Raw genomic sequence first — 23,728 nt, forward strand, 5'->3', positions numbered from 1 at the left:
CCAATGTTTTCCCCGGTGTGGGAATTCCCACAGCCGAGCCTGGTTCGACTGTCATATCCTTGTTGCAACGTCAGGCCGCCGGCTCGTGTTCAAGCAGGCGAAGGGAAAGGGAACGGTCATGAAATTCTTGGCTCCCTTCACAAAACTTGCTGCGGCGTTTCGCAAATTCGCCGCGCGGCGCTACCGGCCGGAGCTTTATTATATGCGTGGCCCGGGGCCAGCCACCGCCCGCCGTGCGGGCACGCACGCCGAGCGAAAGGCTCTGTTATCGGCAACGGACCAGTTGAGCCGTTTACCCGATGGCGTCCTTGGCGACATCGGCATCTCTCGTGACGAAATCATGTGCGCTTTGCGAAGCCGCGCCACCCGCCCTGCGGAGGCCTTTGCCCACGCCCGCTCTCCCCGAAGAGAGAATGACGCCATTCCGGGCGAGAGTCCAGAAGCTGCGGTAGTGGGTCATTTTGAAATTGCGGAGCAGGGCGTAAGGGGTGACAGCCTGGCTCTGTGATTGTGGCCCCGTGCGTAAACCAGTGTGTGCCGGACTCGGCCGGCTTGAGTTCATTCCGCCAATGATGCCTACCTTGGTCGCCAAGCCGCCCCAAGGCGATGACTGGATGCATGAATCGGTAATTCCGCTGTGTAGAAGCCCTAAGGTGCCCCGCAATGAGTCAATAAGTCTGGCACCGTACTTGCCTGGTCAGGTATGGGGTGGGGTGGAGGCCCGTCGCTTCGCAAATGTAGCGGCGGGTCTTCTGCATACGGGTCGCGCCCCGCCTACGCGCTGCCGTCCGTCTCGCTTTCCTCGTCGATCGCCCGGACCGGCAGATAGGCGTTGGTTTCCAGCCATTCGCGCGGGCGACATTGTTGACGAACTAAATCAGATTACCGTGGCCGTGGGGCACGCGGCCATCGCCGCCACCGCCATCCACAACAAGAATCGCAGAGCGGCGGCGAGAACGTTTGTAGGCGCAACGCCGGACTACAGTTCCTCCGGGGTCTCCCAAGCGTGTGTCCGCAACCACTGCGGTGCGTCGGCCCATCGGCTTCTCGGCGATCGGCAGCGCCTGGTCACATGTTGCGGAAGCCGCTCATAGATCATGTTCAGCTATGCGAAGCTAAAAGCAATCGATCTAGTGGTCGTGGCGAAAACTGCACTCACCATTACCGAGGCTCTCGTATCAAGTTCAAGTAAGTCGGGTCAAAATCCGCCAACTCGTGAAGGCGATCGATATCGAGAACGGTCACCATTTTGCGATCCCATCTGATCAGCCCAGATGCGCGCAACTCCTGGATCATCCGGTTAACGTGTACGACTGATAAACCAACGATATCGGCAATGTCGGACTGCGTAACGGGTAGTTGGAAGCTTTGGCCACGGACAAGCCCCACAGTTTCCAGACGTGCGTAGAGCTCGCAGATCAAGTGAGCAAGGTGAGTATTGGACGGCCGGCGGCCAAGGCAGGTGACCCAGTTCCGCTCTATGGCGGCATCTATCACAGTAGAGAGCCACAGCAGACGACCGAGATGTGGCGACGCAGCGATTATGGCTTGGAGACTGGTATGGGGCACGAACGCAGCGATGCAATCCCCAAGCGACACGACGCTGTGGTCCATGACCTTTAGCAGCATCGAGTGCAGGTCAACGAAGTCGCCCGCTATATGAACTGCCGTAAGTTGGCGCTTGCCCTCGGAGACGTATTGCTGGCGGGCCGCAAAGCCGTTCAGGACAAGACAGCTTTCGGTTGGACGGGAGCTCTCCACCACAAGTTTCTCGCCAGCAGCAAACGTCCGGATTCGGAACGGCAGCTGCTCCAATAACCTCTTCTCTTCCTCGCTGATGTGGTCTCGGCGCTCGAGAGCCAGGATCAGCGCTGTGAAAGTGCCAGTCATAATATGCCGGGGGCACCGACGCCCCAGGGAGGTGGTTGGTCGCGTTGTGGCACAGCCTTCTCCTTCTGGTGCTTATGGTCGCTCATCGGGCGAGGAAACACCGATGATCAGACCAACCCCTTTTTAAGCGATTGCGGTTTGCTGGCCAATCCCCTTTGTCGGTCCGGGGCTCCGTTTCGTCCCACGCGCCGCGCCCATCAGGTCCGAATGTGCGGAACAGAGGTAACCCTCACGGACAGCTAAATGCTTGATGAGGGCGTGTCGTCTCGCTCGCGAAGACGACCGCCAATAAGATTCGAAGCTGTCGTCCCGACCCGCACGATGCCGGAAAATTAGCATTTGTTAGTCTGCACGTAAGTAATTCCAAAACCGCGACGCCAATGTGGAACCGACCTTCTTTCGACGGGTTAGCGTGGGCTTATCAGACCGACCAAGCTTATTCGAACTCGGAGATAAACATGCCAACAGAGCGGAGCGAGTTTGTGACCCTCATCCCTGCCTTGCGGGCCTTCGCCCGCACGCTCTCTAGGGATGCCTACGATGCCGACGACCTGGTCCAGGAGACGCTGATGAAAGGTATCGCAAACATCAACCACTTCCAGCCCGGGACCAATATGAAATCCTGGCTTTTCACCATAATGCGCAACACTTTCTATACGCGCATCAAAATGGCGAATCGCGAGGGACCCGGTCTGCTCGATTGCGCTTCGAGCCGGCCCGCGATCGCGGCGAGCCAGGAATGGTCGCTACGCAGCCAGGAGATGGCGCGGGCCATCGAAGCTTTGCCCGACGATCAGCGCCAGGTTGTTGTTTTGATAGGCGTTCTCGGGACCAGTTACGACGATGCGGCAAGCATATGCGGCTGCGCCATCGGAACGATCAAGAGCCGCTTGAGCCGCGCGCGCCACCGGCTCCTAGGAACGTTTGGCGAAAAGGGTTCGGGCGATGCCGTAACCACCTCGGCCATCTCCGCCGCCGCCCTCCAGTTCGACGAGGCGCGCGTTTAGGAGTGACCCTTTCGATGCAGTCACCAGCAAGCCGAGGCAAATCATTCGCAGCGCTGGTCCCCCAGTAACTCGCCGCAATAATTAAGGATAAAACTGATGAGCGACGCATTTCCCCACTCCCGCCAGGACGAAAACTTGGCTTACACGACCGCCAGTGATGACGCTCACACGATCTTGCTGAACAAAGTTAGCTGGGGCGCCATTTTCGCCGGGGTGGTCGTCGCTCTCGTGGTCCAAGTCCTGCTGACTTTGCTGGGTGCGGGTATCGGCATCGCCACGCTCGATCCCGGGACCGGTGACAATCCCGAAGCATCGACCTTCTCGATTGTAGCCGGTATCTGGTATGTCCTGTCCGGCATTGTTGCTGCGTTTGTTGGCGGCTACATCGCTGCTCGGATGTCCGGCAAGACGCTCCCGACCACGGGCGCCTTCCATGGTCTGACAACGTGGGCACTCACAACCTTGCTGGTCTTATATTTCCTCACCAGCACCGTTGGCATGATTGTTGGCGGAGCTTTCAATGGCATCGCACGTGCCGTCGGCGGCTTGAGCGAGACTGTTGCGCAGACTGCGGCCCCGATCGTCGCAGAGGCCAATCCTCTCGAAGCTATTGAAGCTCAGGTGCGCTCGACCGGAACAGATCCAGAAGCCCTTAACAATGCGGCCATTAACGCGATGCGCGCTCTCATCATGGGCAACGAGGCGGATGCGAACGCAGCGCGTCAAAACGCGGCACAAGCACTGGCGACGGCGCGCGGCATCCCTCTCGAACAAGCCACGCAGCAGGTGACGCAGATGGAACAACAATATCACCAAGCCGTCGAGCAGGCGAAGCAACAAGCGGCGGAAGCCGCAGATATCGCTGCTTCGGTCGTATCGTCCGGCGCACTCCTGGCATTCGCTTCCCTTGTGCTTGGCGCGATTGCGGGCTGGTTTGGTGGCCGTTCCGGGGTGGTTCACCCAGTCTTTGCAGACCGCCTCATACCCACGCGGCACGGTTTGACATGACTCTCACCGCCCCGGACAAAGTCCCTTTCGGCAGGCGAACTGCGGCAAGGGTTACGCCGACTTACCTCGACCAGCAATAGTGCTCCAGAACCTACGGTGCCGGCGCGCGTCGGGCCGGCCCGGGCCTTATCAGAACAGGGAGCATGTTGGCCTCCCATGGTTGGCCCCGGCCCAAAAACGGACGCTTTTCTGCTTTACGGCTGCTCCGTCCCAATTTAGCGATCGCTGATTATAGCGCCGGACACCGCCGGGCAATTCTTCGCCGTCATCGCCCCATTGTAGAAATCGGGATGGTGCGCCGACGGGGATCATGCCTTCCCAACGGGCCGAAAGGCTCAGCCCACGTTATCCGTGCTGTTCGGATCGATCTTCGTCAGTCGCTCTCTGGCATCGATCACGCGCCTTTGCTCGGCCCTTATTCGGCCGCACAACGCGAGATTCAGGGCGACGCCACCGTCCTCGTCCAGCAACTCATTCGCGCGCTTCAGAGAGTTCTCGGCTCGTTTTACACCCTGTCTGGCCTTGGCCACTTCGAGGCGATAAAATTCAAACATTTTTCCCGCGTCCTTTGCGGTTGCGGTCCCTTCGATAGTAGTTAACCGGCGTCGATCCCGTTTGTTCCGGCCGCGCCGGTGGGTATTTCCCGCTTATAAAAGAGTAGGGGCTTGCCGCGCGAGAACGTTGCGCACGTTCGACACCTGCCATTGGCCATTGCGCGCTGTGCGAACGCCGCGGTTGTTTAGAGCGATTGCCAGTCCACGTAGGCTAGTGATGCCGGACTGCTGGATGGAGGCGATGATCGGCAGCACGGTTTGGGCAAATCTGTCAGCCTCCCGGATCGAGATCTTCCGACCTCTCGCTGCAGCTTCCGCTGTGTTGGTCGGATTGCCGAGCTTCATTCCAGTGGTCTTGCGAGAGGCGAGGGCGGGCTTGGTCCGTTCCGAGATCAACCGCCGTTCTTTCTCTGCCAACGCGGCGTAAAGGTGCAGCATGAATGGATCGGCATCGGCGCCAAGTTCGGCGACGATAAACGGGACCCGCTGAACCATCAGGCCGGCAATGAAGGCAACATCGCGCGACAGGCGGTCAAGCTTCGCCACAACGACTGGGCATTTGACCTGCCGGGCAAGGGCGAGGGCAGCGGTCAGTTGCGGACGTCGATCAAGTGCATCCGCGCCCTTTCCGGTTTCGATCTCGGTGAACTCCTGGAGGATGATCATTCCCTCGGCCTCGGCAAAGCGGGCGACCGCGACGCGCTGGGCCTCGATGCCCAACCCAGAACGTCCTTGCCGCTGTGTCGAGACTCGATAGTAGGCGACCGCGCGCGGCATGTTGCTAATCCCCGGGGTGTTCAAACTGCAGCCGGCCCCATCTAGGCAAGTTCTTTCTGGTCTTAGCCGGGTAGGCTTTGTCGCCGCGCAACATATGGGTTTGCGACTGCGGCGGTGAAACTTCGCCGACCCCTCCAGCGTTACTGCGTCTCTGTTCAACACAAGAGGCATCATGATCAATCCGGGGACGAGCACGCTTCTTCTCATTCTGGCGGCTATCGTGCCGGTCGCGGCGGCGGCAATTGCCGGCAATCTCGCTACCATTCCCAACGTACCGACATGGTACGCCCACCTGATCAAACCCTCTTTCAACCCACCGAATTGGGTATTTGCCCCGGTGTGGACGACGCTGTACCTGATGATGGCCTATGCTTTCTATCGCGTGCTGAAAGCTAACGCCGACTGGATCAGCTTTGCGGTGGCGATCTTTCTAATTCAGATCACGCTCAACGCGGCCTGGTCGTGGGTGTTCTTTTCATTCCACAGCCCGCGAGGTGGCCTCGTGGTCATCACGCTTCTCTGGCTTGCGATCGTCCTGACCATCCTGGCGTTCTGGCAGATCGATCCGACGGCCTCGATGCTACTTTGGCCTTACCTGTTGTGGGTCAGCTTCGCGGCAGCATTGAACTGGGAAATCGATCGTCTCAACTGACGCTACTTTGGAATGTGCGACGACCACCTTACACTGAAGAGGGCTTGGAGTGGTTTCTTGAAGTTCAGGCCTTAGTGAGCAAGGTATCCTGATCGTCTTCGTCGTCATCGGCATCGGGTGCCTGGTAGGCGGCGCACATCAGCAACTCATGTGTGGCCTACCGGGGAATAACCTGCGCTCCGTTCAGGTCTGCTGACGCGCGGTCTTGAGCATGGTTAGCCGGTGTCCTATAGGCCACTCTGGGTCATTGGGATTTTACCATGAACGAAAAACTGACAACACTCTCAAAACGTCTCAAGGACGAGCAGCGCGATCTACTTCTCGCCGCCGCCGAGCAGAACACATTACCGAGCGCCAGCACGATTCAACGAGTGGCCATGCTTGAGCTCAATATCGCTGCCATTGAGAATACCCTCGCCGACGAAAAATGATCCGAGCTGGGAAATGAGCTGACCAGCCGTCCGACGAGCCGGGCGTGCCACCTACAGGAGCTTCATATCTTCGTAGGTGGTCACGAAGGTCACTGACGTGTCCAGTTTTCCCTCTAGCTCATGGATAGAGGTCTCCTTCCAGCGCGCCCTGGTCTTCAGCCAGAAAATTGCTGCAGTGACGGCCTCCCGACCTTCACCGGTCGCCTTGCGGTAGAGGCTTTCGGCGCCCGTGCGTTGGCCTTGATGGCGCCGCTCTCGAGCTCATGGGCGTAGGTCGCCTTGAGGTCCTGCTCGTCTGTGGCGAGCACGCAGGCGATGTCGGCCGTGCTAAGCCCGAAGCCGGCCAGCGCCTCCACCCTGGAGCTCAGTGGCCGGTTTTCCTGAGGAGCTTCGATATCGGGGCTCATTCGGCCCGGTCCGCGTCCCGGAGGGTGACGGGAAGGTTTGCTGGTGGTGAGCCGGCAGGAGTCTTAACCAAGCTTGCAGGATCCGGAGCGCGAAGGATGATGCGGCGGATCTCATGCACCTGTTCGATCGGCTTAACGAGCACAGTCGGCGCTCGACACTGCGGTGAGGACAAAACAGGAAAGCCACACGTTCGCCGGCGCTCAGCAAGTTCACGGTGTTGGGCCGACTGGGGAAGGCAGCTTTCCGTTCTCTTAGCCCGAAAGCGGACCGACAACTTGCGTCCCAAACGCGACGTCTGAATAGTGGTTCGGCGATGACCGCTCTTGGGCGGCGAAACGGTCATTCAGCTGCGGTCGCGAGGAAGTTTTTTAGATGCATTCGCCTAGTGAGAGTTCACCCAACCATCAGGCTGCTGGCGCACTGCAAATAGTTGAAATTGTTTGAATTGAAGACTGAGAACCAAAACTGCGGAGTTGAGAGCTTCGGAGAATGTTGAGCCAGAGCACGGCCATTCAGCCCGGGAGGCCGGCAGCGCGGTTGCCAGCTTAAAGTGAAAAGCCCCGCGGTTCTGCGCGGTTCGTGCGCCATCGAACCGAGGTAGAGAATGTTGGGGCAAGGTGCGTTGGCGGAGGGAGTGGGATTCGAACCCACGGTGGGCTTGCACCCACGCCGGTTTTCAAGACCGGTGCCTTAAACCGCTCGGCCATCCCTCCAAGTAATTGACTTTAAATCGTTTTCTGCCTCTCTGCGGTTTGCTCAAAGGGCTGTTTGCTACGCACTTTGCAACGCTTTGGCTTTTCGCCCGTCGCTTATAGCTGCCTGCAGCGCGGCGTCAACTTGCTCGGCGGCATCGGCCTGCATCCCCGGCATGACATGGGAATACAGATCCAAGGTAATCCCGATCGTCGAGTGGCCCAAGCGTTCGCTGGCGACCTTTGGATGAACCCCGGCCGATAGCATCTGCGTGGCGTGGGTGTGCCGAAGGTCATGAAAGCGGATGCGGGGCAGGGCTGTCTTGCCCAAGACGCGCACCCACTCATGCGTAAGCGACCTTGGCTGCAAAGGCGAGCCGTCGACCTGGGCGACTACGAAGCTGTCACCGTCCGGCCGCAGCCCCAACCGGAGCTGTTCCTCTGCTTGCCGAATGCGATGCGCTTTCAGTTCGGCAACGACGCTGGCCGACAGCGCCACGGTCCGCGCCCTGCCGGACTTCGGCTCCTTGTAGCGGACACCCTCTGTAGTCTGTTCGGCACTCTCCACGACGGGATACCTGCCGGCGGTTATCGCCTAGTTCGAGATGGTGCCAGCGCAACGCCAGGATCTCGCCGCGTCGCAATCCGCACGTCACAGCGAGCAGAACCGGGATAAACATGCGCGTCGGTCGGAGCGTTTCAAGCAAGATGGCGGTCTTACTTTCAGTCTTGGTCATGGTGGCGTTCCTTCGCGGGAATCAGGTGACGTTGAACATCACCAGCCTGCCATGACCGCCCCCTCTCAGCGAATTTGCAGAACTCTCAGCACACTACCGAACTATATGCCGCTACATGCATCATTTGCTAATTTCGTAAAATGCTCACGTTCCGTTCCTACGGAAACATCCGGTTGGCAGCGTGCCATCGGACAACGGAGAGAAACTTATGTGTCTATCAGGCAACTGCTCGACATGTCTCACGAGAGAGCGGCTCAACGAGACCGCGAGAGAGTGACTTACCGAGACTGGAAAGGGCGTCCGTTCAACCCCGCCGACCGCGCCGAATGCGAACGAGATCCCCTTACGTGGGATGCGTGGCGTGGACCTTCCAATCCCTGATAAACGCTAGCGACGCTCATCTATCTTCGCCTGAAGTCGAGCTACTGCGTCGAGAAGCGCGACCGTTGCCTCGCTGTCTAGCGCAATCTCCAAGCGGCCACCTGTTGTGCGAACAGAGAGAATGCCGAAAGGGCCCTTGTCGTCCGCGACCGTGCTTATGTGAAACTCGATGGGAACGAAAGGCTTTTCCTTTTTCATCGTTCACCTATCACTCCGTCACACAGCTTACGAACTCTATCGGTGCGACAGGAATTATCCTCGTGCATGGTAGCATGGCAGACGGGGAACTGTCAGCAGAGCAGGCAGGAAGGCCGTTCATTTTTTCGCGAAATGACTGCATCGCATATGGCGCAGGGGTTGCGGGCGGGCACTTGAGGCGCGGGCTATTTTGACCCGTCAAGCAGCCCTCCAGCGCCTGCGGAGATATCGATTATTCGCCGGGTTCCTGGGGCTTGTGCCACCACCATTTCAAGAAGCGAGCAATCGCGATCAGACCACCGAAAGCGAGTTCGAGCTTCTTCGCGTCGAACGCGAGCGGGGCAAGCCCGCATTCGCCCTGATGGCCGAGCCAGGCACCCGGAAATATGTCGGCAGTGCGTTCGTGAGCGTCAATCGCGAGATGCGCGAGCGGCTATGGAAACGGGTCCAGGAACATGCCGGGCCACCGCCAAAGGACATGCCAAAGCGGCCGGCAACGCAGTGGGTCAAGGCGGGAATTAAAGCCCGCGTGAAGCACCTCAGGGGCGAGGACGACCTTCGCCACGCTTCGCTGCAGGACTTCTGGGATGAAAGCTAGCTTTCCGCGTTCTATGCGCTGCCGCTTGTCTCGCTTTCCTCGTCAAGTGCTGGGGCACCGGCAAATAGGCTTTGGCAATCAGCCAAATTAAGCGGGCTAATGGTTTCCAGCAAAGGACGCGCGGCGTGGTATACCATCACTATCCGGGGAAACATTGGATACGCAGCCGCTCAGAGCCATCAAAATCAACACCAAAAATAGTCGCATCTTTCCCTTCGAATTGGGGGCACTTAGCACGGATGTCATGCTGGTGCCTGGCCGCCGACCGAAAGCGAGGCCCGTTCAGAAACTTATGGAGACCGACATTCCCCGGATGAACCCGGTTTCATGCATGGCCCCCCAAGCCCGGCTACCATCGGGCAAGGGCTGCACAAGCGCAAGCTGGGCCCCCGCAAGGGGCGTGCTTGACGATTTCAGCAGGGGCATCCAGCTGGCTAGAACGACAGATAAATGCTCACTCCCGAGCCAGGGTAGTAGCCAGGATAGAAGCCAGGGTAGTAGCCAGGGTAGTAGCTAGGGTAGTAGCCTGGGTAGTAGCCCGGATAGTATCCCGGATAGTACGGCCGATAGTAGCGCGGATAGTAGTTACGGTAGCCGTAGTAGCGGCGTGGATAACAAGAACCATAGTAGCCGCAATTTCGCCATGCGTACCGGTTGTTCCAGTGGCGGCCATTCCGCCTTGCGTACCGGTTGTTCCAGTGGCGGCCATTCCGCCAGTGACGATTACCGTGCCCCTTTTTCCATTTTTTGACGGGTTCGACCACGTTGGCCTGGGCTTGCTCGGGTTTCTGCATGAACATCGGCGCGGCGTTGACCGGCAAGGCGAAAGATACGGCCAAGATTGTGGCTGCTAGTGCTAATAAGAGCCTTTTCATCGCGGACTCCTCTGAATAGGAAGACGCAGTCGCTGGCTATCCAGTTTACGCCAAGGAGCCTGAACCGTCGATGAACGGCGGCGCGTCTACACGATGTCGGGTTTCAGCGGCGCCTCGTGTTTTTGGCCCGCTGCCTCAGGTGGCGGGCTTTTCATCGGGGGCGCTTGAGTTCTGTCGGAGGCGCTTATGCGAGATTCTCGCCAACTGCACTGCTATCAGAACGGACCGGCCTTATAGCGCGGCAATCTCTGCGGTTACCTTCAATTTCTAGGGTAATGCGACCGATACGCGCATATTCGTGAGGGAAGTTAGTTCAAAGCCCCTATAGAGGACAATGGCTTAGCGCAATTTAATTAGCCGGTTCCCGGTTAATGCCCTGCCGCTTATAAAACAGCAGGGAAACAGCGAGAAGCCCACGGCCCAGACCCTTTTGAACCTTTTGAGTGTTCGCCCTAGGGAGAGCCTCATAGGAAATTCCCGATTTAACGGGAACGATACGCGAGTGATGATAAGTGGTCCTCGATGGATAGTCCACCAGGACAAGGCTTGGCGAGCTGACCACACCGGCGCCATATCGGCCGAATGGCAAAAGGGCTGGACGTTCCAATCTCTGATCGACGCGAAGATGACGGTGACGGCGCACTGCCATCATGCGCCGTGTCACCACCGTGACACGCTCGATCTGGTAAAGCTGCGCGATCGGTTCGGCCCTGATGCGCCATCGCGAGGCAAATGACGGCCGCTAGAATGAAGGCCCAAGCACTTGGAACATACGGCGGCAGAAAACATTGTTGGCGCAATGGACAAGAACGATGGCGACAATCTTCCTGAATGATTTGCGATCCGCCATCGGAATAGAGCCATTGGCATGGACTGGCGAGGACCAAACGTGGCGAATTATCTGACACTGCATACGACTACATCGAAGGGTCGGATCAGGGTGGTCGTGGAAACACCGCGTGGCGCCGAAGCAAAGTTGACCTACAAGCCCAAGAAGAAGCTTTTCGAATATACGCGGCCGCTTCCAGCGGGCCTGGCCTACCCGTACGACTGGGGCTTTCTGCCTTCTACATTGGGCGACGATGGCGACGCCCTCGACGGCCTGGTCATCCATGAGGCCACCAGCGCTCCCGGTGTTGTCATCAAGTGCGATCTGCTGGCGGCCCTTTGTGTCATGCAAACGGAGAACGGCGAGACCGTGAGAAACGATCGCTTTGTATTTTGCCCGCACAAGCAAGACGCCCATAGCGAGTCTCTCCTTGGCGAGAATGTTCCGGATCGTCTGCGATCCGAGATCGAGCAGTTTTTCCTCGCGTCGGTGTCCGGCACCGACAAACAAATCGAATTCGAAGGCTGGCACGATTCCAGCCAAGCTCTCCGGAACATCCATCGGGCCATGAGAACTTTCGAGCGGAAACAGCGAGCCGCCGGTCTCTGAGCGCTCCCAATATGAGAAGAATGTAGCTTGAGAACACAAGGCTGCCTGGACGCCGGGGGCGGCACTTTCACAGGTCAACAACGGCGAAGTGCACCCGCAAACTGACCGCTGGTAGCGAAGTCCCGCATCATGCAAGTGCCGCCAAGCGATTTATGCCGTGAAGAATATGATGGCGAAATGATTAGGCGATGGGAAACCGCTGATGCGCGATGCGCCGTCTGTGGCGCTGTGGTTTCGCCGAAGTGCAGCAATGCCTTGATCCGTTGCCCGATGCCGTCCTCATCGACACGCACCACAATCAGCTCATGCGTCAGGCGCGCCGCCTTCCTTGGCGCAAGGCTGATGCTGTCACCAGCCTCACAATAGCGGAAATGGCTTACTTGCATGCGAAAAGGATTCACGCGATGTACGTCCTAGAGGACGAGGATAAATCTGGATCTTATTCTGACCAACGAACGATCAGCGTAGACAGGAAGCGGCAGGCTGTGGCCGATCAAATCCGAGTTCCAGCACCCGATCTCCTGGCCGTTCAATGGAAGCGAGAAGCCGCAAAGGACCGCTATCTGCCGATCGGTGCGGATGAAGTCGCCAAGCTCATCGCGGCGGACGAGGCGGTTCTTGCAGCGCATCCGATCACGAAGCAACCTCGTAGAAAACGTGGGCGGAGCGACCATCACTGAACCGGACAAAAACTGTCATAGCCCGCTGCCTCACGGTGGCGGGTTTTTCTTTGCGTGAACCTCCAATTAGGATTGACACCTAGCGGCGCATTTCTCCCTCGCCGTCATGACCGAACCATCGAACGCAACAAGATCGACTTCGTCTGCCTTGACCCGTTCGTGAAGACGCACGGCCTGACCGAAAACGACAACAACCAGATGGACCAAGTGATCGAGTTCCTCGCCAACTTCGCCATCGAGATGAATATCGCCGTTGACGTACCACACCACACAGCGAAGGGCGCCGCCAACCCCGGCAATGCCGACCGGGGACGCGGCGCCAGCGCCATCAAGGACGGCGCACGCCTTGTCTATACCCTGACGACAATGAGCGACGAGGAGGCCGAGAGATTCGGGGTACCACCTGCCGACCGGCGGCTCTACATCCGGATGGACAGCGGCAAGGTGAACATTACACCGCCCGCCGCCGCCGCGAAGTGGTTCAAGCTGGTCAGTGTAGTGCTGGGCAACGGCAACCACCTCTATCCCGACGGCGACAATGTGCAGACCATCGAGCAGTGGACCCCGCCCGAAACGTGGGAAGGGCTAACCGACGATCTGGTGAACCGAATCCTCACCGATATCGACGCCGGGATGGCGGACGGCGAACGCTACTCCGACGCCGGCGCTGCCAAGGCCCGCGCCGCTTGGAAAGTGGTCCAGAAGCGCGCTCCGAAGAAGACGGAACAACAATGCCGCGAGATCATCGCCACTTGGGTCAAGAACGGCCTGATTCTCAGGGAAACGTATTATAGCCTGGTCACTCGAAAGGACCGAGAAGGGCTCCACGTCGATGATATGAAACGACCGGGAAAGGTCACCTGAAGAGCCCTCTGGACCTGCGCCATTGGCTAGTTGTAATGGCGCACCGTTGGCGCAAAACGGGGTGCGCCATTGATGAAGGTGCCCTAAGAAAATTCAATGGCGCATTGAGTTGCGCCAATTGTATTTCCCGATGGCGCACCAATGGCACAATAGCGCAGACAGGAAGAGTCCCTGTGGCGAAGAGCCAATCCCGCGCTATCCTGCCGCCATGCCGGTCCTCAAGAACAACCGCCGCGAAAATTTCTGTCATGGTGTGGCCAAGGGCCTGAGCGCGACGCAGGCCTATCGCGAGGCGGGTTATCGCGGACAGGGACATGTCGGCGAGGCCGGCGCTTCGTCCTTGGTCGTCAACATGCGGTGCCCGCGCCGATTGTCGCCGAACCGCTAGACCACGTAGGTGATGGCTGGCGGTCTAGGCGCGCCGAGGGCTAACACTCTATTTGGCGGCGCGAAGTTGGAAACTGGTCACGCCGGCTGCAACGTTCAGGCCAGTCTGCACCTGGACACTGAGTGGCTGCAACGTATAGGTCCTGTTGGATCCTCCAACCAGAAGATTGGCACCGGCACCCACGACGACCGTCGCTTCTGCCCCGACGCCGTTGTAGTTGCCGGCCAGCACGCCGGGCGCATAGACGTTACCAGTTGGCGCAAGCACCCGCCACCGCAGCACTGCCTTCGGTGTCGGGCCGACATCCAGACCCAACTTCGTGATGACACCTATGTATGTTTCGCGTGCGACCTTCGGGTTGGCCGACGTGAAGGTGCATGTCAGAGCTTTTTTCGAGCCGATGATGTAGCGAGTGCCAGCTGCGACAACGCAGTCGAGCACACCGAACGTCGTGTTGGCCTCTTGAGCCGCGCTGGGCACAATGGACGCGGCGATCGCGACAAGAGTGATGGCTGCGAGACATTTACGCATTGTGGTTGCTCCTTGTGAGGTGGTCAAGACTTCACTGGAGGCGTGTGCGCTACCTTCAGCATACTACACAAAAGAAGATTACCCGGCACTTTGTTCCGGAACCTGTTGGCCTCTGGCAATTGGGGCAGGTGGCGTCTCGCCCGAGGGCATCACCGCATGGATCTCGGCCAATGGCGCCGGCCAGCTGATTGAGTTTACTTTCTGTGGCGTCAGGAAGGTGACTGCGGTATCCTGACACCACCATGCCCAACGCCAAACTGAACCTAGGGCAGGAGCGTTTCTGCCTTGGCCTCGCCGAGGGCCTCCCCCAATCTCGAGCCTATATCGAGGCTGGCTACCGGGCGCGCGGCAATGCTGCTGAGGTGGAGGCCTCGAAGATGGTCAGGTTGCCTAAGGTGGCCGCCCGCATTGCCGAGCTTCAGGCTGAGGCTGCAAGGCGGTCGGAGATCACGGAGGCGCGCCGGCACACCGCCGCCACCCCCGGCAGCCCCCTCCCGGCTATCATCGGTGGCGGGGGTGGGGGGTGGAAAATGGGGCCCCTATCAGGCGCGCCCGACCGACACCCTCTTCACAGTTCGGGACCGCCCTCATGGCCCGCCGCTCTCGTCCCAAAACCCAACTCTGAACGACCGAGTTCGACCCGTTGCGGAAGTTCGCTCGCCCTCGGTCGAATTCACGACCCATGACCCCGAACCGACCTCCGTCCGAACGACGCCGCACACGTTTAGGGCCCGGATATTTCCTCTAAGGACAATATCATTGCACCTCTTTCCGTGAGAGTATTTTCCGACCGGACGTACGGGGACGGGTATGGTGCCCACATCCACAGAACAATTCAGCCTGCACACGGGAGGAATATTTATGCGAAAATTCATGACACTCATCGCGGCAACGTCAGTAGCACTTTCGTCTGCGATGGCAGCCTACGCACAAGATCAAAACCCCCTTCCCAAGGCCAGCGATGTGCTTGTCCGATACGGGGATGACGTCGAGGGCTGGACCGTCTATGCCAATCAAACCCGCGGAGATTGCTTGATCGTGCGCCAAGATGGGCCAAGTGCGGTGCAAATGGGCGTTACCGCAAATCAGGAGGTCGGGTATCTTGGCGTGTTCACCAAGGAGGACATCGGCCTTCAGAACGGGAAGACGTCAGATATCTTCGTCTCTATCGACGGGCAACTCTTTAAGGGTGTGGCCACTAGCACGAGCGGCGAACTCAAGGGCGGATATTCTGGCGGCTACATCTTGACAGACGATCCGAAATTCAAGCACGCCGTGGCTAAGAGATATAAAATGACCGTGTTTCCGGAAACCAAGGGGGCCTTTGTCGTCGATCTGAAGGGGACTTTCAAGGCAATGGCAATAGGCCGCAAGTGCCTCAAGCAATGAGACCGCGCGCTCGGCAATATTCCACCCATCTCGGCCATTGGCCACAGCCATCTGATTGAGTTTGCCCCTAGAGCGGCAGCGTGTGAGACCGGCGCCGGCGGGGGCGAGCGGATGCCGACGGCACCTGCCCCCTCCGGGTTCATCGGCAGGCCGGGGCGGGGGTGGCTTGTGGGCCCCCATTACGCCGCACGCCGTCCGTACCACACTCCATCAGCAGAATAGAAGCGGCCATAACTACCTCCGAAACTCACCCCGTATCGAGCGCAGCTGTGGGTTGCGACGTGCCCTTCGTTGTCACCTAAAAATTGATGACTTGTCCGAACGTTTCGTCAAGGCGCGAGCTGTGACTTAGGGGTTTGCAGCAGCATGCGGATCGATCATGAGCCTTCTGATCTCGATTGTGTTTTCTATTCTGGCATCAATAGGGCTCGCCTTTGCGAAGGCGACTTCGATCTATGGGCTCATTCGGGACCGACGTTATTCGTGGGTCAATTTCATTGCAATTTCGACGCTATGGCTCGGAGTAACGATACCGAGTGCATACTCGATGTGCGGACAATGGGGATGCAGCTGGGGTCTGCGTTTTGGATGGATTTCAGATATATTGCCTCCCATATTCGCGAAGGATATTTCGTCTGGTGAGACGCTGTTGACGGTGGGCGATGGTCACCTATTTGGGGCTATGCATCTATTTCTTCGGGCATGTCATCGGCTGGTTGTTCTATGCGCTCGTTAACATTGGGAAGGTGTTCGCTAAACGCGCTCCGTAGCCCTCTAGCGTTCAAACCGACGATGTCCCCAACTGATGTGGAGCGCATCACGCCGAGCCTTGCTACCAGTTCGAGCTGCCGCCCGCTTAACTTACGCGGCGCGTCGTTGAGCGAAATGGAGACCCGAACGGGCTCGACGAGGCTCGACGGCGGTCACGATGCTGTGGTGGTGATCGCAGTACACGCGGTCAGGCGAAGTTGGCCCAGCACAAAAGCGGTGACCGCCGGGTACTGACCGGTCTTCGCTCACCGGAAAGCGGCACTGATAGAGGCCTAGCTGAATGAGGGGGACGTCTCTCGAAGTTAGTCTGATATTATCAGGCATGATAGTTTCCTAGTTCATAGCCATTGCCGGCTGACGGCCGCAGTGCGACCGCGCCGGAGCGAGCTTCTCTCGTTTTGGAGGGCTATGGATAACCATATGGTGTTGGTCGCAGCGTCAATGAAGCCCGAGGCCCTGCTTACTGAAGCCAATAGTTTGCGACTTAAGGCCACACCTGCGCGGGTAGGAACACACATGCAAAGCGCCATCGTAGGCGCCCGCGGGCCTCGCCCCGCCGGGTTTTGTCGGTGGCGGGGGTAGGGGTGGCTTGTTGGGGCCCTTATGAGGTGCGCCCGACCGACACGCTTGCCGATTGTGTTTGCAGCTTCGCGGCGTTTGGCGACCATGTTGCGCATTGCGACCGCCGAACCCGGCTGACGCGAGGTTTGGAGTTCCAATGCGTCGCTTCAACCAGCGGCGTCAGAGTCCGTGTTCCGGTACGGTGAACAGGCTCACAGGGTCAGGGATGCCGCGGATGGGGAAGTCGCCCAGTTCCTCGACGGGCTCTTCGATCAATTCAGCAACCCTGTCGGACAGGAGCAAGCGCCGCCCGGTCGTTTTCGATAGCGGTTCGATCCGCGCCGCCAGATTGACAGTGCGCCCAATGGCGGTGAAGTCGAGCCGATCCCTGGATCCGATATTGCCGAAGAATACGGGACCGCGATGCAGCGCAATTCCCATGCTGAGCGGCCGCCAGGACAGGTCGCGCGACGGCTCGCCGGACTGAGCCTCGTTCAGGCTGTCCACCGCAACCAAACCGTTCCGAGCGGCGGCGAGTGCCGCAGCGGCGGCGGCCGGCGCCGACTGCGTGCCGAAAATGGGGAAGGCCGCCAGCATGCCGTCACCGACAAATTTCAGGACCTCACCGCCTTGTTCATGCACCGCATCCACGAGACCTTCGAAAAAGGCGTTCAGCAGCCGGATCATCTCGGCGCTAGCGATGCGATCCGAGAGGCCGGTGAAGTTGCGCATGTCGGATACCCAGATGACCGCCTCGATGGTCTCGCCAAATCCGCGCCTTATGTCACCGGCGAGGACCCGCTTGCCAATGCGTCGGCCGAGATACGCATCGAGCACGTGCTCCGCGATCTTGCCACGCGAGACGATCTCGACATTGAGCGCCAGAGCCGGGCGCAACGCCTCGACGGCTTCGATGGTGGCGCGGGAAAAGCCCCCTGCTTGCCGTGTGGCAAGCGTCATCAGCGTAAACTGGCGGTCGTCCCGCTTCAGCGCGAAGCCCCAATAGTCCGTGTATCCGGCCTCCGCGAGGGTCTGCATGATCGGGTATGTCGACTGCGCCACTGAATCCTGGGGGTTCACCCGAATTGACCGGCCCTCCTCGATGATCGGCCTGAGGGGGCTGGTCAGATAGTCGGTTGTTTCGCGGACATGCGCGTTGACTTCCACCTCATCACAGACACCGAGATCTCCGCGCCAGTGCGCCGTGATGCCCACAAGCTGCGGATGCAGCGTCGACATGTTGAGCGTTGCCCGCTCGATCGGCTGGCCTGCCGCGACCAGTCGGGCGATGACGCCGTCCAGCAGCCCTGCCGGTCCGGCGGATGCTGCCGTCCCCGACATCAGCCAGTCGAGCGCCGTGCCATCATCTGTCGTGACTAGCGAAATGGGTCGGCGCCGGACCAACTGGAGATCAGGCGGATATTCCAACCCCACCGGACCAGTCGACAGCGATGCTTCAGCGAGTTCGGATCGTTGAGCCGGCATCATTCCTCGCGGCGTCATTCAAACGACAGATAGGCTTCCGAGGGGCAATCGCCAAGCTCCTATCATACGGCCTTTGAGCCCATCACTGTCTACAAAACGATCTTGCCGACTTCTGCTTCTCCCTACGTTCCTTTCGTAGACTTCCGTGATCGGGAGCATGAGGTAGCAACATGTCCAAGCTGAAAATCGCGGTCATCATTGGTTTCACGCGCGATTCCCGTTTCGGGCCGGCGCCCGCACAGCGGATCTTCGAACTGGCCCGGAAGCGCGAAGAACACGATGTGGAACTTCTCGACCTGAAGGCGGGTTAGCGGAAAGGTGACTGCAAAGCGCTGCGCCGCAGGTGGATCTGGTCACTCCGCCGAAGCAGGCGCCAGCAATGTCTGGCGCGACCTGCTCGCGCAGATGAGCCAAGGGCAACTTTTCGCTCTCTACGGTCGTTCAGTTGCGAGCGTCGCATGACGCGATCTGACCCGAAGCAGACTCTCCCAAACGGACCCGTACATGACAGCGTTGCGCTTAATGTCGGTCATTGAGATGATCTTTGCTGTTGCCCGATAGCAGACGCTGCCGGCGATCACCCTAGACATCGTAATTGCGCCATTTCGTGACCTTTGCGGACGCCGTCAGAAAGGTCGGGTTCCTGACACATTCTGCCTTCGGACCGCGCAATGACGCCCTGAACCCGTAAGCGTGGCCCCGGCTCGCAGCCCGAGCTAGTGCCGGGTCGGCCGGGGCAGGATTTGACGGAGCACCGTTTGGCACTGCAACCGGTCTCGCTGCATGCCTACTGGGACGGTCTGGTCGGTGACAAAGCAATGCCGCAGAAGGCAGTCGAAGCCGCGCGACGCTGCCGATTGCGCAATCCTCTTCACATTGCTGCATGCGGCGCGGTGCGGGTGCGCGTCCCGCGATAATGCCAGCAAATTGGTGGGCCAGCGTCGCAATCCAGACAACCTGCGCCTGCGCCATGCCTGGGGTCGCGTGTTTGCGAAGCTACATGGCGTCGCGTCTCCCCTTCGGTCCGCGCGGCGGCCTGCTCGAGATCGGCGGTACCGGATCCGCGTTCGCGATCCCTGCAATGCTGCACCAAAACCTGTGTGCTGCACGATTTAGCACAAAGGTTTCCCGCATTGAGCGTTTTCAGAGACTTAGCTTAGTGCTCGACGTGCAGCATTCGACGTTCGGGCTCCTTGGCCGCGCATATGGTCTTACCATGGGGCTTTCCCTATAGTCATGCGCAGTGGAACAGGACCAACATCTGGAACGCAAGCTGGTCGCCATCCTCGCCGCCGATGTGGTGGGGTACAGCCGGCTGATGGGGCTGGACGAGACAGGCACGCTCACCCGGCTCAAGGCGCTTCGCCGCGAATACATAGAGCCGTCGATCGAAGGATATCATGGCCGCGTCGTCAAGCTCATGGGCGACGGCGCGTTGGTCGAGTTCGCCAGTGTGGTCGATGCAGTAGCCTGTGCCGTCGAAATCCAGCGCGTCGCCGCGCAGCAGAACTTCAACGTGCCGGAGAACGCCCGGATCGTGTTCCGCATCGGAATCAACCTGGGTGACGTGATCATCGACAAGGATGATTTTTACGGCGACGGCGTCAATATCGCGGCCCGCCTGGAAGGACTGAGCGATCCCGGCGGTGTCGTCATATCCGGAACAGCCTATGATCAAGCCCGCAACAAGCTCGGCCTGACCTTCAAGTCGCTGGGCGAACAGCGCCTGAAAAACATTGCCGAGCCGGTGCGCGCCTATCGCGTGCTGTTGGAGCAAGCCCCTAGTGCCAGGAAGTTGCGCTCTCGGCGGCCGTTGATCGGCGCTGCAGCGCTTTTCCTGGTGCTGGCGGCGGGCCTCGCGGTGGTTCTCTGGCCGCGGGCGGTCGCGCTTCTGCAGGACCAAAGCTCGACGATCTCCGCAGAGGGCAAGCCCTCCATTGCTGTGTTACCCTTTGCCAATCTCGGCCAGAAGGCGGACCAGGACTATTTCGCCGAAGGGCTCACAGACGATCTCATCACCGATCTCTCGAAGATCTCCGGGCTCCTCGTCATTGCCCGCAACTCCTCGTTCTCCTTTGGGGATCGATCCCTCGACATCAACGAGATCGCGAAGCAGTTGAATGTCCATTACGTGGTCGAGGGCAGCGTTCGCCGGGACGGAAATTCGGTCCGCATCAACGTTCAGCTCATCGACGCCAAAACCGGAAGCAACATCTGGGCCGAGCGCTTCGACCGCGACTACTCCAAGATTTTCGTGCTGCAGGACGAAGTGATCGGGCGCATCGTCGAGGCTCTGTCGGTGCGCCTGACGGAAGGTGAGAAGGCGCAGATTGCTCGCCTGCCGACGCGAAATCTGGAGGCGTACGACTTCTACACCCGCGCCGAGCAGAAAGCGTACGTGGTCGACTTCACGTCTCTCGGTGAGGCTCTGTCCCTGTATCAAAAGGCCATCAAGCTCGATCCGGCGTTCGCGGACGCCTATTCGGGATATGCCCGAGCCACCGTGGACGTGCTCGGCTTCGATTTCCAGCGCCTGATGCTGAGTGCCGTCGCACGGCAGCGCGCCTATCAAGCGGCAGGGCGAGCGCTGGAGCTCAATCCCCAGTCCTCGCGAGCCTATGCCGTGCTGGGCATCCTGCAGATGCTTGACGGCGAGATCGACGAGGCGCTCGCGTCCGTCCGCAAAGCCGTCGCGCTCGACCCGAACGGCGCGGAGGCAGAGCTCAACCTGGCGATCGTGCTGACGTATGCCGGGCAGAACCCGGAGGCACTGGCGGCTATGGAACGGGTGCTGCAGCTCGATCCCAAGCCACGGGCGCAGATCTACGACTATTACGGCTTCGTGCTCTATATGAACCATCAATACGAAAAGGCCCTGCAGGCGCTGAGCCAGGTCCAGCCGGAAGAGCGCAGCGACCTCGGCCTGGAGGCGCTCGCCATGGCAAATGCGCGCCTGGGCCGAATGGCCGAGGCGCGCGATGCGATTGCAGCAATCCTGAAGAAGATTCCCGCGCAGAGTCTCGCCGGCTTTCGCGTCGTATACGCCCACCACCGGCGGCAGCAGGATCTCGATCATCGGCTGGATGCTCTTCGCTTAGCCGGGTTTCCGGAGCGCGCCTTCGATTTTCGTGCGCAGGAGGAGGACCGCCTGGACGCCGAGGCCGTGCGAGCCTTGACGGGCGATCGAACCTGGACCGGACGTCAAAACAATGGCGCACCGTTCGTCATGGAGCTGAGCGCAAACGGAGATTTCGCCCTGAGCTCGCAGGGCAGCATCATCACCGGTACGTCCACGCTGGAGGGCGACCTCTTCTGCACGCAATCCGTAGCGACGTTGCTCGGCCGCAAGTTCTGCGGCCCGCTCTATCGCAATCCCCAGGGGAACCGCGAAACGCAGGACGAGTATGTCTGGCCGGACTCCGTCACGGTATGGTATTTCTCGGTGTCTCAGTGATACGTTCGGTTCGACTCGAGCGACCGCGACATCGCGCCTGAGCCGAGTCAGTTGCCGGCCGCTCTCGCCTCGAATTCCTTCGCTTCGACCGCAGGCCATTCGGCGTCGGCCTTCGCAAGGACAGCGGCGGGGTCGGCATCGAAGTCTTCCTCCAGGCCCTCCTTCCCAGAGAAAAGGAAGAGCTTGCCGTTCACAATGCGCCAGGCTTCCGGGTCAATGTTCGCGGATGCCCCCTTGAATGCCGCATTCAGCGTGCAGAAGCCGCCAAACTGAGGGGCATAGCGCACCGGCTCGGAAGCGAAGGCATCGCGATGTTCGACGCTGGCGAAATACCACGTCGCCCCGAGCCACTTCTTCGAGATCTCGGGCGAACCCATGGTCGCACGACCGTCGGTGAAATACGCCACCGGATCGTAGCCCAGTATGGCGACGTTGCCGAAGTATCCAGTGTTCACTCCATCGACGGCGTAGGATGCGCCAGTGCCAAGGAGCAGGAGGGACGCGGCTGCCACTCCTGCGCAAAGCAAACTGTCAAACGCTCTGGAACGGTTTTGTGTCATGTTTCTCTCCAGTAACTTCGTGAGGTCAGTTTCCCGCGGCCATGCAATCCTTGAGCGCCGCCCCCAATTTTTCCTTGGGTTGGCATTTCGCCCCGCGCTGCTTGAGCAGAACCATCACCTGCGCACTCTGAAAGAACGTCGCCCGGCTGAGAGGTGTAAACCCGTACTCCTGGATTGCCTCGACCTGTGCACCACGCGCGATCAACAGGTCGGCGACGGCCACCTGGTTCTCTTCGGCCGCTACGTGCAGCGGGGTGATCTTGTGCGTGCTCAACGAATCAACCGCGGCCCCGTGGTCGAGCAGCAGTTCCGCTATCTTCAGGCTTCCTGAATACGCCGCCGCATGAAGCGCGGAGAAGCCGCGGTCGTTGCGGGCGTCGACGTCGGCCTTGGCCTCGATCAGCACCGTCGCTACCTCCACCTTGCCGGCAAGCGCGGCGTCGATCAGTGCAGTCTCGCGGCTTTCGTCGCGACTGTTCACATCCTCGCCTTGTGCAAGGAGCTCGCCGACTTTGGCGGCATCGCCCTCGCGCGCAGCGTCGTGAAGCGGCCCGGCAGTCACCGCACCGGCGGCTAACCAGGAAATGAAAGTAACGACGAGAGCCCGACTGAAAATCCGAAGCCGGCCGGTTCGGAAACGCCTGACCCGCATCGGGAAGGCCCTCGGCAGCAACAATCGCCTCGAGATCGTCATCGTCTAACCCTCCGGGCGCCGTTCGCCCGCGGATGGACGTGTATGAGACTACTCTAATACATTCGGCGCAGCGGAGCCATAGGGTGCGCGAGTCGAACTCGCGCGGACGGCGTGCCCAACAAGGCGACGCGAGAGCGTCAGCCGGTCCCTCTCGACGTGATCATCAATCGCATTCGCTGTCACGAGCGCAGTTCCTACCTGGCGCTCAAGGCGAACAATGACGTCGAGGCCGAGCGGCACCTCAAAGAGGCGGACCGCAGCCAGGGCCGCGGTGCCATACGTGATCCGAAGCTGTCCGCGATCGAGATGAACGGCGAGCTTGGGCGCGGGCGTGGTCAACGTCGTCGGGGTAGGCAGTAACGAGGATCGTCGGAATCGCGTAACCCGCCTCGATGAGGTGAAATGTCCGCCTTCCACTCCAATGCGGACCTCCAACGCGGTTCCGTGGAACGGCAGCATCGGGTCACATCCAGACCACCCTTTGAAGTGCAGCGCACGTCCGCTTCCGCACTTCGACTGCCGAAAGCTGTCTGTCCGCTGCCGGCCCCGTTCCCGGTCGTTCCAAGATGCACTTCCGAATGGCTTACTTCTGTCGCAACGTGCTCGTTCTGGCCGTTGAGCCGAACGGCAACTTCCCATCCATTTCGGCCGTTGGCGGCGACCAGCTGATAGAGTTTGACCCTAGAACGCCAGCGTGCGAGATCG

General features: G+C 59.7%; 25 protein-coding genes and 1 tRNA gene. 14 read left to right on the plus strand and 12 right to left on the minus strand.

The window, feature by feature from the left end; genetic code table 11:
• Positions 1-508 (plus strand): hypothetical protein (locus AC0L28_RS17040; RefSeq protein WP_473479161.1); only part of this gene is annotated, 508 nt, incomplete at its 5' end.
• Positions 509-1,161: 653 nt separating this feature from the next.
• Here AC0L28_RS17040 and AC0L28_RS17045 read toward each other — a convergent pair.
• Positions 1,162-1,890 carry a Crp/Fnr family transcriptional regulator gene (locus AC0L28_RS17045; RefSeq protein WP_473478917.1) on the minus strand — a complete coding sequence of 243 codons (729 nt, stop codon included), beginning with the start codon at positions 1,888-1,890 and terminating at the stop codon, positions 1,162-1,164.
• A gap of 458 nt (positions 1,891-2,348) precedes the next feature.
• Here AC0L28_RS17045 and AC0L28_RS17050 point away from each other — a divergent pair, with 458 nt between their 5' ends.
• Together AC0L28_RS17050 and AC0L28_RS17055 are read left to right on the plus strand one after the other, a co-directional pair.
• Complete coding sequence (locus AC0L28_RS17050) at positions 2,349-2,897, plus strand: sigma-70 family RNA polymerase sigma factor (RefSeq protein ID WP_287231143.1); 549 nt, start codon at positions 2,349-2,351, stop codon at positions 2,895-2,897.
• Positions 2,898-2,993: 96 nt separating this feature from the next.
• Positions 2,994-3,905, plus strand: a complete 912-nt coding sequence (locus tag AC0L28_RS17055) for a PhnA-like protein (protein WP_128170963.1) — start codon at positions 2,994-2,996, stop codon at positions 3,903-3,905.
• Between the two features lie 335 nt (positions 3,906-4,240).
• Here AC0L28_RS17055 and AC0L28_RS17060 read toward each other — a convergent pair whose 3' ends face one another.
• Positions 4,241-4,459, minus strand: coding sequence for a hypothetical protein (locus tag AC0L28_RS17060; protein ID WP_128170964.1), 219 nt, complete (start codon positions 4,457-4,459; stop codon positions 4,241-4,243).
• A gap of 93 nt (positions 4,460-4,552) precedes the next feature.
• Positions 4,553-5,236, minus strand: a complete 684-nt coding sequence (locus AC0L28_RS17065; RefSeq protein ID WP_287173767.1) for a recombinase family protein — start codon at positions 5,234-5,236, stop codon at positions 4,553-4,555.
• 172 nt (positions 5,237-5,408) lie between these two features.
• Between AC0L28_RS17065 and AC0L28_RS17070 the strand changes: the two genes are divergently transcribed.
• Positions 5,409-5,888, plus strand: a complete 480-nt coding sequence (locus AC0L28_RS17070; RefSeq protein WP_023798973.1) for a TspO/MBR family protein — start codon at positions 5,409-5,411, stop codon at positions 5,886-5,888.
• Between the two features lie 260 nt (positions 5,889-6,148).
• Complete coding sequence (locus AC0L28_RS17075) at positions 6,149-6,319, plus strand: hypothetical protein (RefSeq protein ID WP_023798972.1); 171 nt, start codon at positions 6,149-6,151, stop codon at positions 6,317-6,319.
• Between the two features lie 155 nt (positions 6,320-6,474).
• Here AC0L28_RS17075 and AC0L28_RS17080 read toward each other — a convergent pair whose 3' ends face one another.
• From AC0L28_RS17080 to AC0L28_RS17095, 4 genes are all read right to left on the minus strand, one after another.
• Complete coding sequence (locus AC0L28_RS17080; RefSeq protein WP_473478920.1) at positions 6,475-6,726, minus strand: hypothetical protein; 252 nt, start codon at positions 6,724-6,726, stop codon at positions 6,475-6,477.
• A 624-nt stretch (positions 6,727-7,350) separates the two neighbouring features.
• A tRNA-Ser gene (locus AC0L28_RS17085) sits at positions 7,351-7,440 on the minus strand.
• A 58-nt stretch (positions 7,441-7,498) separates the two neighbouring features.
• Positions 7,499-7,918, minus strand: a complete 420-nt coding sequence (locus tag AC0L28_RS17090) for a tyrosine-type recombinase/integrase (RefSeq protein ID WP_473478922.1) — start codon at positions 7,916-7,918, stop codon at positions 7,499-7,501.
• Positions 7,919-8,543: 625 nt separating this feature from the next.
• Complete coding sequence (locus AC0L28_RS17095; RefSeq protein WP_023804023.1) at positions 8,544-8,735, minus strand: hypothetical protein; 192 nt, start codon at positions 8,733-8,735, stop codon at positions 8,544-8,546.
• 256 nt (positions 8,736-8,991) lie between these two features.
• Between AC0L28_RS17095 and AC0L28_RS17100 the strand changes: the two genes are divergently transcribed.
• The gene (locus AC0L28_RS17100; protein ID WP_287260468.1) at positions 8,992-9,333 is read left to right on the plus strand and encodes a hypothetical protein; all 342 of its coding nucleotides are present in this window, start codon (positions 8,992-8,994) and stop codon (positions 9,331-9,333) included.
• 434 nt (positions 9,334-9,767) lie between these two features.
• Here the strand turns inward: AC0L28_RS17100 and AC0L28_RS17105 are convergent, their stop codons facing one another.
• Positions 9,768-10,208 carry a hypothetical protein gene (locus AC0L28_RS17105; protein ID WP_473478925.1) on the minus strand — a complete coding sequence of 147 codons (441 nt, stop codon included), beginning with the start codon at positions 10,206-10,208 and terminating at the stop codon, positions 9,768-9,770.
• 889 nt (positions 10,209-11,097) lie between these two features.
• Between AC0L28_RS17105 and AC0L28_RS17110 the strand changes: the two genes are divergently transcribed.
• The 3 genes from AC0L28_RS17110 to AC0L28_RS17120 all read left to right on the plus strand — a co-directional run bounded on the left by AC0L28_RS17110 (position 11,098) and on the right by AC0L28_RS17120 (position 13,190).
• A complete protein-coding gene (locus AC0L28_RS17110; RefSeq protein WP_473478927.1) occupies positions 11,098-11,646 on the plus strand; it encodes an inorganic diphosphatase in 549 nt (182 codons plus the stop codon).
• Positions 11,647-11,855: 209 nt separating this feature from the next.
• On the plus strand, positions 11,856-12,326 hold the full coding sequence (locus AC0L28_RS17115; protein WP_287173807.1) for a hypothetical protein: 471 nt from the start codon (positions 11,856-11,858) through the stop codon (positions 12,324-12,326).
• A 54-nt stretch (positions 12,327-12,380) separates the two neighbouring features.
• A complete protein-coding gene (locus tag AC0L28_RS17120) occupies positions 12,381-13,190 on the plus strand; it encodes an AAA family ATPase (RefSeq protein WP_473478930.1) in 810 nt (269 codons plus the stop codon).
• Positions 13,191-13,626: 436 nt separating this feature from the next.
• Here the strand turns inward: AC0L28_RS17120 and AC0L28_RS17125 are convergent, their stop codons facing one another.
• Positions 13,627-14,109 (minus strand): DUF992 domain-containing protein, encoded by a 483-nt coding sequence (locus AC0L28_RS17125; RefSeq protein WP_023804016.1) that lies wholly within the window; start codon positions 14,107-14,109, stop codon positions 13,627-13,629.
• A gap of 242 nt (positions 14,110-14,351) precedes the next feature.
• Here AC0L28_RS17125 and AC0L28_RS17130 point away from each other — a divergent pair, with 242 nt between their 5' ends.
• A complete protein-coding gene (locus AC0L28_RS17130) occupies positions 14,352-14,795 on the plus strand; it encodes a terminase small subunit (protein WP_473478932.1) in 444 nt (147 codons plus the stop codon).
• A gap of 175 nt (positions 14,796-14,970) precedes the next feature.
• Complete coding sequence (locus tag AC0L28_RS17135) at positions 14,971-15,498, plus strand: hypothetical protein (protein WP_473478934.1); 528 nt, start codon at positions 14,971-14,973, stop codon at positions 15,496-15,498.
• 1,512 nt (positions 15,499-17,010) lie between these two features.
• On the opposite strand, the gene AC0L28_RS17140 is transcribed toward AC0L28_RS17135, so the two are convergent.
• Positions 17,011-18,045, minus strand: coding sequence for an adenylate/guanylate cyclase domain-containing protein (locus AC0L28_RS17140; protein ID WP_473478936.1), 1,035 nt, complete (start codon positions 18,043-18,045; stop codon positions 17,011-17,013).
• Between the two features lie 440 nt (positions 18,046-18,485).
• Between AC0L28_RS17140 and AC0L28_RS17145 the strand changes: the two genes are divergently transcribed.
• Together AC0L28_RS17145 and AC0L28_RS17150 are read left to right on the plus strand one after the other, a co-directional pair.
• Complete coding sequence (locus AC0L28_RS17145) at positions 18,486-18,626, plus strand: NADPH-dependent FMN reductase family protein (RefSeq protein ID WP_287173815.1); 141 nt, start codon at positions 18,486-18,488, stop codon at positions 18,624-18,626.
• Between the two features lie 932 nt (positions 18,627-19,558).
• Positions 19,559-21,769, plus strand: coding sequence for an adenylate/guanylate cyclase domain-containing protein (locus AC0L28_RS17150; RefSeq protein WP_473478939.1), 2,211 nt, complete (start codon positions 19,559-19,561; stop codon positions 21,767-21,769).
• Positions 21,770-21,816: 47 nt separating this feature from the next.
• On the opposite strand, the gene AC0L28_RS17155 is transcribed toward AC0L28_RS17150, so the two are convergent.
• The gene (locus AC0L28_RS17155) at positions 21,817-22,329 is read right to left on the minus strand and encodes a YHS domain-containing (seleno)protein (protein ID WP_023799193.1); all 513 of its coding nucleotides are present in this window, start codon (positions 22,327-22,329) and stop codon (positions 21,817-21,819) included.
• 25 nt (positions 22,330-22,354) lie between these two features.
• Entirely contained in the window at positions 22,355-22,981 is a 627-nt protein-coding gene (locus tag AC0L28_RS17160; RefSeq protein WP_473478941.1) for an ankyrin repeat domain-containing protein, read from the minus strand.
• A gap of 153 nt (positions 22,982-23,134) precedes the next feature.
• Between AC0L28_RS17160 and AC0L28_RS17165 the strand changes: the two genes are divergently transcribed.
• Positions 23,135-23,383: a hypothetical protein gene (locus AC0L28_RS17165; RefSeq protein WP_023799195.1), complete on the plus strand. Its 249-nt coding sequence runs from the start codon at positions 23,135-23,137 to the stop codon at positions 23,381-23,383.
• The last annotated feature ends 345 nt before the right edge of the window (positions 23,384-23,728 follow it).

The organism is Mesorhizobium sp. WSM4847 (genome assembly GCF_055811335.1).